The sequence below is a fragment of the Oribacterium sinus genome (assembly GCF_014202695.1).
Lineage (GTDB): Bacteria > Bacillota > Clostridia > Lachnospirales > Lachnospiraceae > Oribacterium > Oribacterium sinus.
In genome coordinates this window covers 168,719-182,225 of the sequence record NZ_JACHHH010000004.1, presented here as the reverse complement: position 1 = coordinate 182,225, position 13,507 = coordinate 168,719, and the positions used below count along the sequence as shown (strand labels likewise).

The 13,507-nt window shown below is 45.7% G+C and carries 11 protein-coding genes; 2 read left to right on the top strand and 9 right to left on the bottom strand.

The window, feature by feature from the left end:
• The first annotated feature begins 90 nt into the window (after positions 1-90).
• Complete coding sequence (locus HNQ46_RS05340; RefSeq protein ID WP_183683648.1) at positions 91-435, top strand: type II toxin-antitoxin system RelB/DinJ family antitoxin; 345 nt, start codon at positions 91-93, stop codon at positions 433-435.
• 191 nt (positions 436-626) lie between these two features.
• Here the strand turns inward: HNQ46_RS05340 and HNQ46_RS05335 are convergent, their stop codons facing one another.
• On the bottom strand, positions 627-2,036 hold the full coding sequence (locus HNQ46_RS05335; RefSeq protein ID WP_183683647.1) for an MATE family efflux transporter: 1,410 nt from the start codon (positions 2,034-2,036) through the stop codon (positions 627-629).
• 81 nt (positions 2,037-2,117) lie between these two features.
• Here HNQ46_RS05335 and HNQ46_RS05330 point away from each other — a divergent pair, with 81 nt between their 5' ends.
• The gene (locus HNQ46_RS05330) at positions 2,118-3,437 is read left to right on the top strand and encodes an MATE family efflux transporter (protein WP_183683645.1); all 1,320 of its coding nucleotides are present in this window, start codon (positions 2,118-2,120) and stop codon (positions 3,435-3,437) included.
• Between the two features lie 1,267 nt (positions 3,438-4,704).
• Here the strand turns inward: HNQ46_RS05330 and HNQ46_RS05325 are convergent.
• The 8 genes from HNQ46_RS05325 to HNQ46_RS05290 form a co-directional block, all read right to left on the bottom strand.
• Positions 4,705-5,583, bottom strand: coding sequence for an aldose 1-epimerase family protein (locus tag HNQ46_RS05325; protein ID WP_040649685.1), 879 nt, complete (start codon positions 5,581-5,583; stop codon positions 4,705-4,707).
• Between the two features lie 214 nt (positions 5,584-5,797).
• Positions 5,798-6,031 (bottom strand): FeoB-associated Cys-rich membrane protein, encoded by a 234-nt coding sequence (locus HNQ46_RS05320; RefSeq protein ID WP_183683643.1) that lies wholly within the window; start codon positions 6,029-6,031, stop codon positions 5,798-5,800.
• A 493-nt stretch (positions 6,032-6,524) separates the two neighbouring features.
• Positions 6,525-8,735, bottom strand: coding sequence for a ferrous iron transport protein B (gene feoB / locus HNQ46_RS05315; protein WP_183683641.1), 2,211 nt, complete (start codon positions 8,733-8,735; stop codon positions 6,525-6,527).
• A 10-nt stretch (positions 8,736-8,745) separates the two neighbouring features.
• A complete protein-coding gene (locus tag HNQ46_RS05310) occupies positions 8,746-8,973 on the bottom strand; it encodes a FeoA family protein (protein WP_183683705.1) in 228 nt (75 codons plus the stop codon).
• A 125-nt stretch (positions 8,974-9,098) separates the two neighbouring features.
• On the bottom strand, positions 9,099-9,308 hold the full coding sequence (locus HNQ46_RS05305) for a FeoA family protein (RefSeq protein ID WP_040649688.1): 210 nt from the start codon (positions 9,306-9,308) through the stop codon (positions 9,099-9,101).
• A gap of 454 nt (positions 9,309-9,762) precedes the next feature.
• Positions 9,763-10,158 (bottom strand): metal-dependent transcriptional regulator, encoded by a 396-nt coding sequence (locus HNQ46_RS05300; RefSeq protein WP_007158168.1) that lies wholly within the window; start codon positions 10,156-10,158, stop codon positions 9,763-9,765.
• A 110-nt stretch (positions 10,159-10,268) separates the two neighbouring features.
• The gene (locus HNQ46_RS05295; protein WP_183683639.1) at positions 10,269-12,419 is read right to left on the bottom strand and encodes a heavy metal translocating P-type ATPase; all 2,151 of its coding nucleotides are present in this window, start codon (positions 12,417-12,419) and stop codon (positions 10,269-10,271) included.
• A gap of 124 nt (positions 12,420-12,543) precedes the next feature.
• Positions 12,544-12,843 (bottom strand): DUF6110 family protein, encoded by a 300-nt coding sequence (locus HNQ46_RS05290; protein ID WP_040649607.1) that lies wholly within the window; start codon positions 12,841-12,843, stop codon positions 12,544-12,546.
• Positions 12,844-13,507: the final 664 nt, after the last annotated feature.

Here is a 13,507-nt window from a genome sequence, read left to right as displayed (position 1 = left end):
TCGCAATAATCAATCATCTATTTGCTTGCAAATGCTTGCAAAGTAGCTCCACTAAAACTATACTATGGGATAATAAAGGAGGCGAATTATATGGCAAATACAAAAGCAGTTTATGCAAGAATTGACACGAAATTAAAAGAAAATGCTGAAGGCATACTACAACAACTGGGAATTTCTCCTTCCAGCGCCATTCAAATGCTATATAGTCAGATAGTACGAACAAATGGATTTCCTTTGGATTTACACTTGTCTTATCAAACTCCAACAGCTCTAGGAAATATGAGTCAAACTGAATTAAATACCGCATTACAAGAAGGATATGAATCTGCTCTGAAAGGGAAGAAATGTTCTGTGGAAGAAGTGAATCAGATTATGAAAGAAGAGTTTCAAGTGGGAACCATGGACAAGTCGAAATACTCACAGGGTTCATGTTGATAATTTTGTCATATTCTATATGGTTCATTCTAATATCAATGAGCTTACCATTCTCCGAATCTTATATGGAAAGCAAAATATTGAGCAAATCCTAATGTCTGAATAATATTTTATTCTTAACTCTTTATTCCGGTTTCATCTAATAAATATTCTATCTTCCGTTCTTTAATCCCTCTTCCCTTCCATGCATACTATGCTTTAATTTCCTTCTTCTCCCTTTCCTTCAATTCCTTCAAGATTCCTCCGGTAATCAGGGCTGCAATAAGCGCCGCAAAGATATCACTGAGGGGCTGAGACATTTGCAGGCCGAAAAGCCCGAAGGCACGGGGGAAAATCAGCAAAATCGGAATCAGGCAAATGCCCTGCCGAAGCAAGGCAACGATACTGGCCCGAAGGGGATAGCCGGTGGTCTGGGAAAACATATTGGCCATGGTAATCTGAGCAGCCAGGGGCATGGTTAGGCATTGCAGCTGCAACGCCATTGTGCCGATTCGAATAACCTCCCCATCCTCTTTTCGGAAGGCGGTGACGATGGGCTTTGCCATAAGGAAGACCCCCGCTCCGGCAAAAATCAGCATAATAAAGCAGACCTTCAAACTGAAACGGTAGGCCTCCGCCACACGCTTGTAGTGCTTGGCGCCATAGGCATAGCCGCAAACCGGTTGAAAGCCCTGTCCGAAGCCGATAACCAAGGAAAAGATAAACATGCTGACACGCATCACGATGGCCATGGCTGCAATAGCCGCATCTCCGTAAGGATGGGCGGAAAAGTTCAGTAAAATGGTGGAAACACCGGCAATTCCCTGTCTGGCAAGGCTGGGACAGCCGAAGCGCAGAATAATGCTGTAACGTTTTAAGCCGGGCTTAAAATTTCGAAACGCTACGGAAATGCAGGCCGGCATCTTGTTGCATTGGTACAATAAAATACCGAAGGATATCATTTGACTGATTACGGTAGCCACCGCCGCTCCACCAATCCCCATTTTCCCAACGTAAATGAAGAGAGGATCCAAAAACATATTGATAATGCCACCGGTGCTGATACCAATCATGGAATAAAAGGAATTTCCCTGAAAACGAAGCATATTGTTCATGCCCAGTGAAGCCATCATAAAGGGGCTTCCGAAAAGGATGATTCTAGCGTACTGCATGGCATAGGGAGCAATGGTTTTGGTGGATCCCAGAGCGTAAACCAGAGGTTCTACGAAAATGCCGGCAATGATTGCAATCATAGTTCCGATAATCAATTCCGTAAAAAATCCTACTGCCACATATTTTTCCGCTTCTTCCTGCTTTTTCGCTCCCAACAAACGGGAAATTTCGTTTCCGCAACCCATGCCGATCATGAAGGCGATTGCCTGAATAATGGCTGCCATGGAGAATACCACTCCCACTGCGGCAGAGGCGGAGGTTCCCAAGCGGGAAACGAAGAAGGTGTCCGCCATATTATACACCGCCACCACAATCATGGACACCATGGAAGGAACGGCCAGCTTGGGAATCAAACGATTCACCGGCTCCTCCAGCATTTGCCGAAACTTCTCCTCTTCGCTTATGGCCATGTCTTCCTCTCCCTTCTCTGGCAATTTTTCTACTTCCATGCTACAATGACAGCCATTATACTACCGTAAAATTTTTTTCGCAAAAAAATCTTGAGTTAGGGGAGTCAGGGGAGTTTAGAAATGAAGAAGTTTTTTCGTTATGTCAGTCAAAGTATAGCCGGGATGATTGGGCTTTCCGTTTATATTTTAGCGGATACCTATTTTATTTCTTCCTATGCGGGAACCGATGGACTTGCGGTTTTAAATTTGATTCTTCCGCTGTACGGCCTTCTCAATGCCCTGGGCAATATGATTGCGGTGGGTTGTGCCACCAGATACAGCATCCGACAGGCTGCGGGAAAGGATGTAAGCTCCTTCTTTTTACAAGCTATTTTTTGGAACTTCATTTTCGCCCTGCCCTTCACCTTCTTCGGGCTCTTTTTTCCGAAGCAGGTTTTGGCAATTTTAGGGGCAAATGCGGAATTGCAGAATCTGGGAATGAGCTACGTTCGAATCATCTTAGGCTCTGCCTTCCTCTTTATGGCAAACAGCAGTATGACTGCCTTCACCAGAAATGACAAGAACCCCTCCATGGCCATGGTCGGCTCTTTGATGGGTTCCCTCTTTAATATCGTATTTGACTATATTTTCATGTTCCCCATGGATTTGGGCATGACCGGTGCTGCTCTGGCTACTGCCCTATCTCCGGTGGTTACCAGCTTGGTTTGCACTCTGCATTTTCGGAGTCCGAAAAATACCATTGCCTTTCGTTGGCAAAGTCCGCGCTTCAAGCATCTCTGTGCCTGCTGCAAGCTGGGATTTTCTGCCTTTGTCGGCGACCTGACCAGTGCCGTGACCATCAGTACCTTTAACGGCCTGATTTTAGGTCTTAGCGGAAATATCGGTGTTGCCGCCTACGGTGTCATTGCCAATGTTTCCTCTGTCTGCACCTGTGTATTCAATGGTTTGGCTCAGGGAAGCCAGCCCTTAATCAGCAACAGCTACGGAAAACGTGATATTCATAAGCTGCAGTCCTACCTGCATTACGGCATTGTAAGTGCTTTGGTACTGGCGGTTTTGATTGTGGCAAGCATCATTTTCCAAAGCGACTTCTGTATCGCTCTTTTTAACCGGGAAAATGATCCTATCCTCTACCAGTATGCCAAGGAAGGAATTCCCTTGTATTTCATCGGTTTCCTTGCGGCCGGGCTGAATATCCTGATGGTAAGCTATTTCTCCGCTACCAACAATCCCCGCCCCGCCTTTATCTGTTCTTTACTGAGAGGCACCATCGCTATTGTATTTTTTGCCTTCTTACTTTCTTCCCTTCTAAAAATGCCGGGGGTTTGGCTTTCCTTCCCCGCATCTGAAGCCTTCACCTTCCTGGTGGTGCTGTATTTTTACCGGAAGGAGCGGAAAGAGATGAAGCTGCATTTGGAGGCGCAGCACGAGGGTAAATAAAGCCGGCGGAGGGAAGGCTGTATTCATCGAAATGATTTGCTCCGATGTAGTATAGGTCTGTACGAGGGGCACGCTCCCGTTAGCCTCGACTCTACGGAGGGAAGGACTGTATTCATCAAAATGATTTGCTCCGATGTAGTATAGGTCTGTGTTCGGGGCACGCTCTCGCTAACTTCGCCTTCGTAGCAGTACTAACTTCAAGCTTCGCTTTGCTCGCTTTCAGTAAGTACTGACGGGCTCAGATTACCCCTTTTACAGACCTATACTACATCTGTCGCTTCACTAGATTGATTTCCACAGTCCTTCCGCAAGTACCGCGGGATAAAATTGCCCCTTTTCAGGCCTATACTACATCTGTCGCTTCACTAGATTGATTTGTATACTTCTTTCCTTCGCAGGCTTGCAAGTATCAGTGAGCTCAGATTGCCCCTCTTTTAAACCTATACTGCTTCTGTCGCCTAACCTTATTGATTTCCGGGTATAAGGTTGCAATACTTTTATCTGTAAGCATTTAGCTTAATATTTCAGACGAAGAAAGCGGCTCCACGGAGTGCATATAGCACCACCAGAAGACCGCTTTTATTCTTCCTTCTTTCGGCATTGTGCTTTGTGCTTTTTTAGTGAACAAGCAGTCTAAGAAACCGTTCAATTCCTTTGCATTATTATCAGCATATTTTTTCCACCATCAAAGTTGTATTTAAAAAAATCGAACCGCCCTACAGCCTTGATTTACAAGGGTGCAGAGCGGTTTTCATCAACACGTTTTGTCCTATAAGCCTAAGCCTATAATTCACGTTTATCTTATAAGCTAATTATACAAGTCCTATGGTAGAGCGATTGCCATATGGATATGTATGAATACAATCGAAGCTCGTCAGTCTAGCGGGTAGCCTACGAAGTATGGTACTGTAGAACTTAAAAAGTCAAGCGACAGATGCAGTATAGGCATGAAAGAAGGCAATCTGAGCCCGCCGGTACTTGCAAACCTACGAAGGGAAGGACTATGGAAATTAATTGAGTGAAGCGACAGATGCATAATAGGTCTGTAAGAGAGGCAATCTGAGCCCGCCGGTACTTACTGAAAGCGAGCAAAGCGAAGCTTGAAGTTAGTACCGTTGCGAAGGCGAAGTTAGCGAGAGCGTGCCACGATTACAGACCTATTATGCATTGGAGCGTATTTCTTCAATAGTTACCGTCCATCCCTTCGTAGGGGCGAGGTTAGCGACAGCGCACCCCGTTTCCATCCCTATACTGCATCCTATCGTCTCTATTTATCCTCTAAAATGATACTGTAGCAAAAGCTCTTTGCTTCATCCGGTCCCAGGGTAATGCGGTCTTTCATGGAGCATAACTCCTCCATTACGCCTTCTCTTCCGGGGAGGCTTGTCCATGGCTCTACGCAAAGGAAGGGCGTTTTCTCTCCATAGGGCTGCCAGAGAGCAATATAGGGATAGTCCTCATAAAGGAAACGAAGGGAGACCGGCTCGTCATCACTTCCCAGCACCAGTTCTCCTCCACTGTGCGCCAGCACCACTGCATCATTTCGGAACAGAACGGTTTCCAAGGGGAGACGCCCGTTTACCAAGGCGAAATTCTCCCGTTCCTCCAAGGTAAGTAAGTCTTTTGAAAAGCGAACCTTCTCCATCATCGCCTCCTGCTTAGGGAAGTGAATGGCGTAATCACTTATTGCCTGTTTCTTGGAAAAGGGGAGGTAGAAACCGGGATGTCCTCCCAGCGCAAAATACATTACCTCAATTCCCAGATTCTCCACTCTGGAGCAAACATCCAAACGATTGTCCTTTACCCGGTAGCTTTGCTGTAAACGAAAGGAAAAGGGGTAAATCTTTCTGGATTCCGCACTATCCCGAAATTCCAAGGTGCAGGAATCCTCTTCCTGATCTACGATACGAGCCTGCATGGAGCGTAAAAAGCCATGCACGTCCATGGGGTATTTCTCCCCATTGTAATAATAGGCCTTCTGAAAAAGACGTCCGATAAAGGGAAACAGAAGCGGGGAACGCTCTTTCCAATACTTTGCATCTCCCTGCCATAAGCACTCTCTGTTTCGTTTTTTGTCAAACACGGACTGTAATTCCGCTTCTCGGTTAATCTCCACCTGCAACAGGGCGGACTCAATCTTTATCATGTCTTTTTCCCTCCTTTAAACGGAACAGCTCCCTCTGTTCCTGCACCGACTTTTCCCGATGCCTCTGTCATTACTTCTGTCGTTACTTCTGCCGTTACTTCTGTCAATGTTTCTGCCTACAATCTTGCCTTGCAAAATCTTTTTGCAATCCTGCATGCCCGATCAATCAGGATGCAGGAGAGCTTGCAAGATGCATACTCTATTTATGCTTTCTTTAAGCCTTCTTCCGGTTTCTGGTATGCCGGTCAATAATAGCCTGTTGCTCCTTGGTCAAATGAAATTCTTGTCCCTTATGATCCAACTCTTCATGGCCTACATGGTCACACTTTCCGGATTTCGCATAACTGCAATATGCACAAGAGCCATTTTCCCGGTGCTCCTTCCGTAAAGCTCGAATGATGGCAACTACAATTAACGCCACAATGGCCAGTACGATAACGTTTCCCATTTTTCTTCCTTTCTCTAATAAATAATAAACCGCTAGATTATCCCGGATGAACAGCTGAAGCTGATATCCTTAGATAAAGCTTTCTGCTACAAAAACTACTTAATACCCCCAGTTGCTTGGAGCCCCTAGCTATTTGATACCATAGCTACTTAATACCACAGCGTTTTAATAAAACTATCTGCTGAATAAGACCGCTCGCAAAACGAACTTACTTACTATATTATAGCAAAACCGTCATTTTCCAAAGGTTTATTCTAAAAATTAATATTCTTTAGGATTTCTTCAAAAAAACTTGGTTTTTGAGCTATCTCTTTTCGACTATCTCTTTTCCTTATCTATCGCAAAGGACAGTATAAAACGGCCAAATACACAGTAAAATGTCTCAGGCTTCAGCTTTGCCACTTTCTAAGTAGTAGAAATGAAAAAGAGCCCTGCAAGGCAGGAGCTCCTTTCCAAGCTCATTCCGTTTTCCGGAATACATTCATAAAAATCTTTATGCCCTGGCCTTCTCCACTGCCAGCTCTTGGGAATCGGAAAGGGTTTCCGCTTCCTTGTAAGGTCTGAACAAGCCCCAAAGTCCTACAAGAATCAGGATAAATGCTACGATGGTGAAGGGGTTAAAGCTAACCTCGCCGGTTACCAAACCGCCTACCTGATAGATGACCAGAGATACACAGTAAGCCAGGAAGCACTCCCAAGCAACAGCGAAGAGTGTCCATCTACCGTTGTTCATCTCTCTCTTGATGGCACCGATAGCTGCAAAGCAAGGTGCGCAGAGAAGGTTGAAAGCAAGGAAGCTGTAGCCTACTATGCCGCTGGCAAAGTATTCCTTAACCTGTGGCCAAATCTGGTCTCCGGAATCGGCCAACGCCTCTGCACCTGCATAGTGGAAGAGGGTACCGAAGGTTCCTACTACGTTCTCCTTTGCAATAAGACCGGTAAGGGCTGCCACAACGGCCTTCCACTTGCCCCATCCAAGAGGAGCAAAAAGCCAAGTCAAGGTATTACCGAAAGCTGCCAGGATAGAGCTATCCATATCTTCTTCAGGAAGATAGTTAAAGCCAAAGTCGAAACGGGATAAGAACCATACCAGGATGGTTGCCAGAAGGATAACGGTTCCCGCCTTCTTCACGAAGGACATTCCTCTTTCTCCCACACTCTTTAAGATATCAATCAGTCTTGGCCAGTGGTATGCAGGAAGCTCCATAACGAATGGTGCCGGCTTTCCGGCAAACATCTTGGTCTTCTTTAATACGATTCCGGAGAAGACGATAGCGGAAATTCCCAGGAAGTACGTACTCCAGCCTACCCATGCAGAGCCGTCAAACATTGCTCCCGCTAAAAGAGCAATGACAGGAAGCTTTGCGGAACAGGGAATGAAGGTGGTGGTCATAATGGTCATACGACGGTCTCTTTCATTCTCTACGGTACGAGATGCCATAACACCGGGAACACCGCAACCGGTACCGATCAAAATGGGAATGAAGGACTTTCCGGAAAGACCGAACTTACGGAAAATTCTATCCATGATGAAGGCAACTCTGGCCATATATCCGCAGCCCTCCAAGAAAGCAAGGAAGAAGAAGAAGGTCAGCATCTGGGGTAAGAACCCGATTACCGCACCCATACCTGCGATGATTCCGTCGATTACAAGACCCTGAATAGCCTCACTTACATTCATCGCTTCCAAAGCGGAGGTAGCAATGCCCGGAATAGATGGAACCTCCACCAGACCGAAGAAAGACCATGGATCGGAGCCGAATAAAACATCATTTACCCAGTCGGTCATAGCGGTTCCCACAGTGGAAATGGAAATGTAGTACACCAGGAACATCGCTGCGGCGAAGATGGGGATTGCCAGGAAACGGTTGGTTACGATGGCATCAATCTTATCGGAAACGGTAAGTCCCTTCTGCGCTCTCTTTACATAAGCCGCCTCGATAATACTCTGGATAAAGTTGTATCGCTCATTGGTGATAATACTCTCGGAATCATCGTCCTCCGCCTTCTCTACAGCGGCAATGATGCTCTCCACATCCAAGTTCTTCGCCTTCTCCGGCATTTCATTACGAATCTTATCATCTCGCTCGAAAAGCTTAATGGCGAAGAAACGCTTCTGGCTCTCCGGTACATTGCCCTCCAAAAGATTCTCAATGGAGTTGATTGCTCCTTCCACCTGCTCGGAGAACTTGTGCTGTACAACAGTGTCATTCTTCCCATTGGCTTCCGCAACGGCTAAGGCAGAGGCCTCCGCAACGCCCTTGTTTCTTAAAGCGGAAATGCTGACTACCTTACAGCCCATAGCCTTTCCCAGCTCTTCCAGATTCAGCACATCTCCGTTCTTCTCTACAACGTCCATCATATTGATGGCCATAACAACGGGGATGCCTAATTCCTTTAACTGGGTAGATAGATAAAGGTTTCTCTCTAAGTTGGTTCCGTCCACGATGTTTAAGATGGCATCCGGGCGGTTATTGATCAAATAATTTCTCGCTACCACTTCCTCCAGGGTATAAGGAGAAAGAGAATAAATTCCAGGAAGGTCTGCGATGACCACATCCTTGTGTCCCTTAAGCTTTCCTTCTTTCTTTTCTACAGTAACACCGGGCCAGTTTCCTACATACTGGTTGGAACCGGTGAGCTGATTAAACAATGTGGTTTTGCCGGCATTGGGGTTTCCGGCAAGTGCGATGGTAATGGCCATGTCTCTCCTCCTAGTTCTTTAATTCTACTTCAATCATCTCGGCATCTGCTTTACGAACGGATAATTCATATCCCCGTACTGTAAGCTCCAAAGGGTCTCCCAATGGCGCCACCTTACGAACCAAAAGCTCCGCTCCCTTGGTTAGGCCCATGTCCATAATTCTTCTCTTTACAGCGCCCTCGCCTGATAGTTTCTTTACGACAGCGCTCTGTCCCGGTTTTAAATCTTTCAGTGTCATCTTGTCCTCCACCTTCTCTCGCTGGTAAAACTCTCTGAATTCCTCTCTTCCAATCTTCTCCGGCATGCGCCCCATAACTTTCGAAGAGAAAAATTCTGAGATCCTTTTAGGTTCATTCTATACCTTTACACCATGATTTTGTTCGCCATCTCTTTACTGATGGCTACCCTGGCATCCTTAACCTTTACAATGACATTGCCCATAGAGGTGGAAATAACGGTAACCTCTCCCCCTACTACAAAGCCCAGGTCGCTAAGATGCTGTCTCACTTCTGCACTTCCACTAATCTTCTGGATAATCTGTGGAACCCCTGTTCCTGCTAATGTTAATGGCATAGTCCCTCCTTCCGCTGTAAATACTTTTTCTTTCTTAGTTTCAAGATTCCAGTTGTTTTTGAAAAAGCCTAACACAGCCAGTCTATACAGCACGAATCTGCCTCATTAAATTAGCACTGTCTAACCATAAAGTCAAGATTTTGTAAGAATTAATTAGCTCTGAGTAGGATTGTATTTAATTAAAATATGAAATTCCAGATATTTAATGATGGCAATGTCAAAAAATTCTCCACAAAAGCTTGCCTGTAGGAAAATTCAGGCTTATAGGGCAAAAGCTGTTGATGACGCCCCCATCGGCATATCCCAAAAAGGACTGTAAAAAAATCAAAAAGCTTTTCCATACAACGAGTATCGCACACTACACGTGCGATACTCGTTAAAAATAAGACCTGAAACAGGGTAATCTCAGATTGCTCCTGTTTCAGGTCTTATTGCCAAAAATTTATTTCTTCACTTACGCTTTAATCTTTTGATCCTTTAATTTCGCATAAAATTCCTTGATTTTGGTGAAAGATTCCGGACTTAAAACATGCTCCATACGGCAGGCATCCTGGGAGGCAGTATAGGCATTTACCCCTAAGGCCACCAGCACATCCGTTAAAACCGTGTGCTTTTCATAGGTTCCCTGGGCAATGGACAAACCGTGCTCGGTTAAGCTTAAGGCTCCCTTCTCGTCCACTTCCACCTTTCCCTCTTCCCGAAGGCGCTTTAAGGCAATGCTGACACTGGGCTTGGAAAATCCCAGCATATTGGCAATGTCAATAGCTCTGACATTTCTATGGTCCATGGACAACATCAGGATGGCCTCCAGATAGTTCTCCTCTGATTCATGACTTTCGTATGGTTTCATTCCCTATTTCCTCCCTTTGTGCATTCTTTGGATTCTTATTGCCGGAGAATTCCATCCGGCATTTTTATCTCTTCGGCTTTTCCCTCCGTTCAGAACGGGACGCATATTTCTTAGGATGCCTTCTTAGCCAAGGCTTTCTTTCTCCGTTTTCCGGCTTCCAGTACCTCTTCCTTGTCCGCTTCGATTTCCTCCTCCGGAATCAAAGGTGTCATGCTCTTCAATCCGGTTGCGATGGTGGAAATGTTATGGAACAGGGCGGAGTTGGAAGGTGTCATAATACCGGCCAAGCCTAAGGCAATCAGCATAGCGTTAAAACCGATAATAAAGTTGTAATTGCCGTGAATTCTCTTCATCAAACGGTTGCTCAGCTTCTTTAAGATAACCAGTTCGTAAAGGTCGCCCTCTTGGATAGTAATGTCCGCAACCTCCTTGGCGATAGCCGCTCCTGCGGAAATGGCGATTCCCGCATCCGCTTCGGAAAGAGCCGGGGAGTCATTAATGCCGTCTCCTACCATGATTACCTTTCTGCCTAAGCGATGCTCTTCCTTAATAAAGCTTGCCTTATCCTCCGGAAGAACCTCTGCATGGAACTCATCCACGCCAACCATTCTGGCTACTGCATGGGCAGTCTTTTTATTATCTCCGGTCATCATCACAACCTTGTCGATACCCAGAGCCTTTAAGTCCTGAATAACGCCAACCGCTTCTTTTCGTAAAGGATCGGAAATCAGAATTACGGTGGTGAGCTCTCCGTCCACTGCAAGATACAGGGCGGAATGCTCAGGCGGAATGCTTGCCAGCTTCTCCTCTTCTCCCTTTGGTACGGTACAATGCTCATCATCAAAGATAAAGTGATGGCTTCCGATTAACACATGCTTTCCTTCGTAAATGCTGGAAATTCCGTGGGCTACCACATATTCCACCTTGGAATGGCGCTCTGCATGATGCAAGTCTCTTGCTTCCGCCTCAGCCACAACTGCATTTGCCATGGAGTGAGGATAATGCTCCTCAAGGCAAGCAGCCATACGCAACATCTCATTTTCATCCGCATTATTGAAGGTGATAATGTCCTCCACCTTCGGCTTAGCGTAGGTCAAGGTTCCGGTCTTGTCAAAGACGATGGTGTTGGCCTCGGAAATGGCCTCCATAAACTTTCCGCCCTTGACGGAAATCTTATGCTTTCCGGCCTCTCTCATCGCGGAAAGTACCGCTACCGGCATAGAAAGCTTCAAAGCACAGGAGAAGTCTACCATTAAGAAGGCTAAAGCCTTGGTCACATTTCTGGTGAGCAGGTAGGTCAATGCCGCACCGCCCAAGCTATAAGGCACCAGCTTATCCGCCAAATGGGAAGCCTTGTCCTCTGTTGCGGACTTTAACTTCTCCGACTCCTCAATCATTTTCACGATACGATCATAGCGTCCGGAGCCTGCCAGCTTCTCTACGCGAATACGACATTCTCCCTCTTCTACTACGGTTCCCGCATAGGCGGAGGAGCCGATTTTCTTCCGAACAGGGATGGATTCTCCGGTCATGGAAGCCTGGTTCACCATAGCCTCACCAAAGCTTACCTTTCCGTCCAAAGGAATCATATTTCCGGTACGGACAATGATTTCCTGTCCTACTTCCACTTCATTTAAGGGAAGTAAAACTTCCTCGCCCTGAACTAAGGTCCAAACCTTGTCCACATTTAAGGACATGGTTCTTGCCAGGTCGTCCACAGACTTCTTATGAGTCCACTCTTCCAGGATTTCTCCTACGGAAAGGAGGAACATTACGGAGGACGCGGTATCGTAGTCTCCGGTTAAGATGGAAGCGGAAATTGCCACCGCATCCAGGAGGGATACTTCAATCTTTCTTTGGAAGAGAGTCTGTAATCCCTTAAATAAGTAGGGAATCGCCTTCACTCCTGTAATCACCCGCTTTAAGGGGATGGGATAGAAGAGGGTGGAAATCACTCGATCCACTACTGTCAGCACTAATTTGTCTTCATATTCTCTGTTTAAGGCTCTACCGGTCTGACTCGGTACAAGGCCTTCATTTCCCTTATAAGAAAAACGGGACAGGGCAAGAATCATGCCTTCCCGTTTTCCTTCGTAGAAAATGACTGCATCTCCGGTTCGGTCATAAACCTTCGCCTCAATGACTCCCTCCTGGGCCTTGAGATAATACTCAAGGATATCTGCCTGTGCCATGGTCATGCGCTTCTGCATGGCGTGAACACGGATACGCCCCGGGGATTCATGCAAGATATTCCATTTCATTTTCCCTTACCACTTCTTTCTCAAAATTACAGAGCCGGGAATGCGTAAATCCCTTCCCTAGGATCAATGCCTTTCCGGCTCGAGTTGCTTCTGATTCAGTTTCTGTTGATTCAGTTTCTGTTGATTAAACTTCCTTTGCATCGAAGTCGGAAACTTCTTCAAAATCCTCGATTAAAGAATTCTCTGCAGCCTCTGCTCTCTTCTCGTTGATACGCTTTGCATCTGCATAGATATCCTCGCAGCTTTCCTTAATGCCGGTGCTTACCTTCATTACGCAATCCTGTCCTCTAAGAACTGCTGCAGCTGCCTCTGTGTAAAGCTTCTTCGCGTCGGTAGAAGCCAAAATCTTCATACCTGCTGTTCCGAATAAAACTCCACCTGCGAAAATTCCAATCTTCTTCCATGCCCAATTTGCTAAAAACATATTCTTTCCTCCTCTTGTTTTGCTATACATAAACTACTATTTGCTGCTAAAGAATAAAGCTTTCTTGCATTTGGCACTCTGTTGTGCACTACGGTTAAAGTCTTGTTCTTTAGAACGAGCATATTGTAAAATAGGAATTATTATTAAGTCAAGGCTAACTCTTTTGTATTTCGTTTCCATTTTTAATACAATGTAGTCTACGCTAACAAAAGTTAGTAATGAATAACTTGTAACATTGATTATTGAAAAAGTCAAGAAGGAAGGATTGTATTCATCGATAAAGCACGCGCAGAAGCAGTATAGGTATGAAATCGAGCACGCTGTCGCTATGCTCGCCCCTGCGAAGGGAGGGACTGTATTCATTGATACAGCACGCGCAGAAGCAGTATAGGTATGTAATCGAGCACGCTCCCGCTAACTTCGCCCTGCAGCGGTACTAAGCGAAAAACTACAGTTCCTTTGTTTTTCGCAAGTACCGGCGGGCTCAGATTGCTCTCTTTCATACCTATACTGCTTCTGTCGCTTCAGTTTATTGATTTCTACAGTCCTTCCCTTCGCTGGTTTGCAAGTATTCACGGGCTCAGATTGCTCTCTTTCATGCCTATACTGCTTCTGTCTCTTCAGTTTATTGATTTCTACAGTTCTTCCCTTCGCTGGCTTTCTG

Excerpts from the sequence above, each read along its gene's own strand:
- HNQ46_RS05310 (WP_183683705.1), bottom strand. The coding sequence starts at position 8,973 with ATGACACTGAAAGATTTAAAACCGGGACAGAGCGCTGTCGTAAAGAAA.
- HNQ46_RS05325 (WP_040649685.1), bottom strand. The coding sequence starts at position 5,583 with ATGATAAAGATTGAGTCCGCCCTGTTGCAGGTGGAGATTAACCGAGAA.
- HNQ46_RS05290 (WP_040649607.1), bottom strand. The coding sequence starts at position 12,843 with ATGTTTTTAGCAAATTGGGCATGGAAGAAGATTGGAATTTTCGCAGGT.
- HNQ46_RS05320 (WP_183683643.1), bottom strand. The coding sequence starts at position 6,031 with ATGGGAAACGTTATCGTACTGGCCATTGTGGCGTTAATTGTAGTTGCC.
- feoB (WP_183683641.1), bottom strand. The coding sequence starts at position 8,735 with ATGGCCATTACCATCGCACTTGCCGGAAACCCCAATGCCGGCAAAACC.
- HNQ46_RS05340 (WP_183683648.1), top strand. The coding sequence starts at position 91 with ATGGCAAATACAAAAGCAGTTTATGCAAGAATTGACACGAAATTAAAA.
- HNQ46_RS05305 (WP_040649688.1), bottom strand. The coding sequence starts at position 9,308 with ATGCCATTAACATTAGCAGGAACAGGGGTTCCACAGATTATCCAGAAG.
- HNQ46_RS05335 (WP_183683647.1), bottom strand. The coding sequence starts at position 2,036 with ATGGAAGTAGAAAAATTGCCAGAGAAGGGAGAGGAAGACATGGCCATA.
- HNQ46_RS05330 (WP_183683645.1), top strand. The coding sequence starts at position 2,118 with ATGAAGAAGTTTTTTCGTTATGTCAGTCAAAGTATAGCCGGGATGATT.
- HNQ46_RS05295 (WP_183683639.1), bottom strand. The coding sequence starts at position 12,419 with ATGAAATGGAATATCTTGCATGAATCCCCGGGGCGTATCCGTGTTCAC.
- HNQ46_RS05300 (WP_007158168.1), bottom strand. The coding sequence starts at position 10,158 with ATGAAACCATACGAAAGTCATGAATCAGAGGAGAACTATCTGGAGGCC.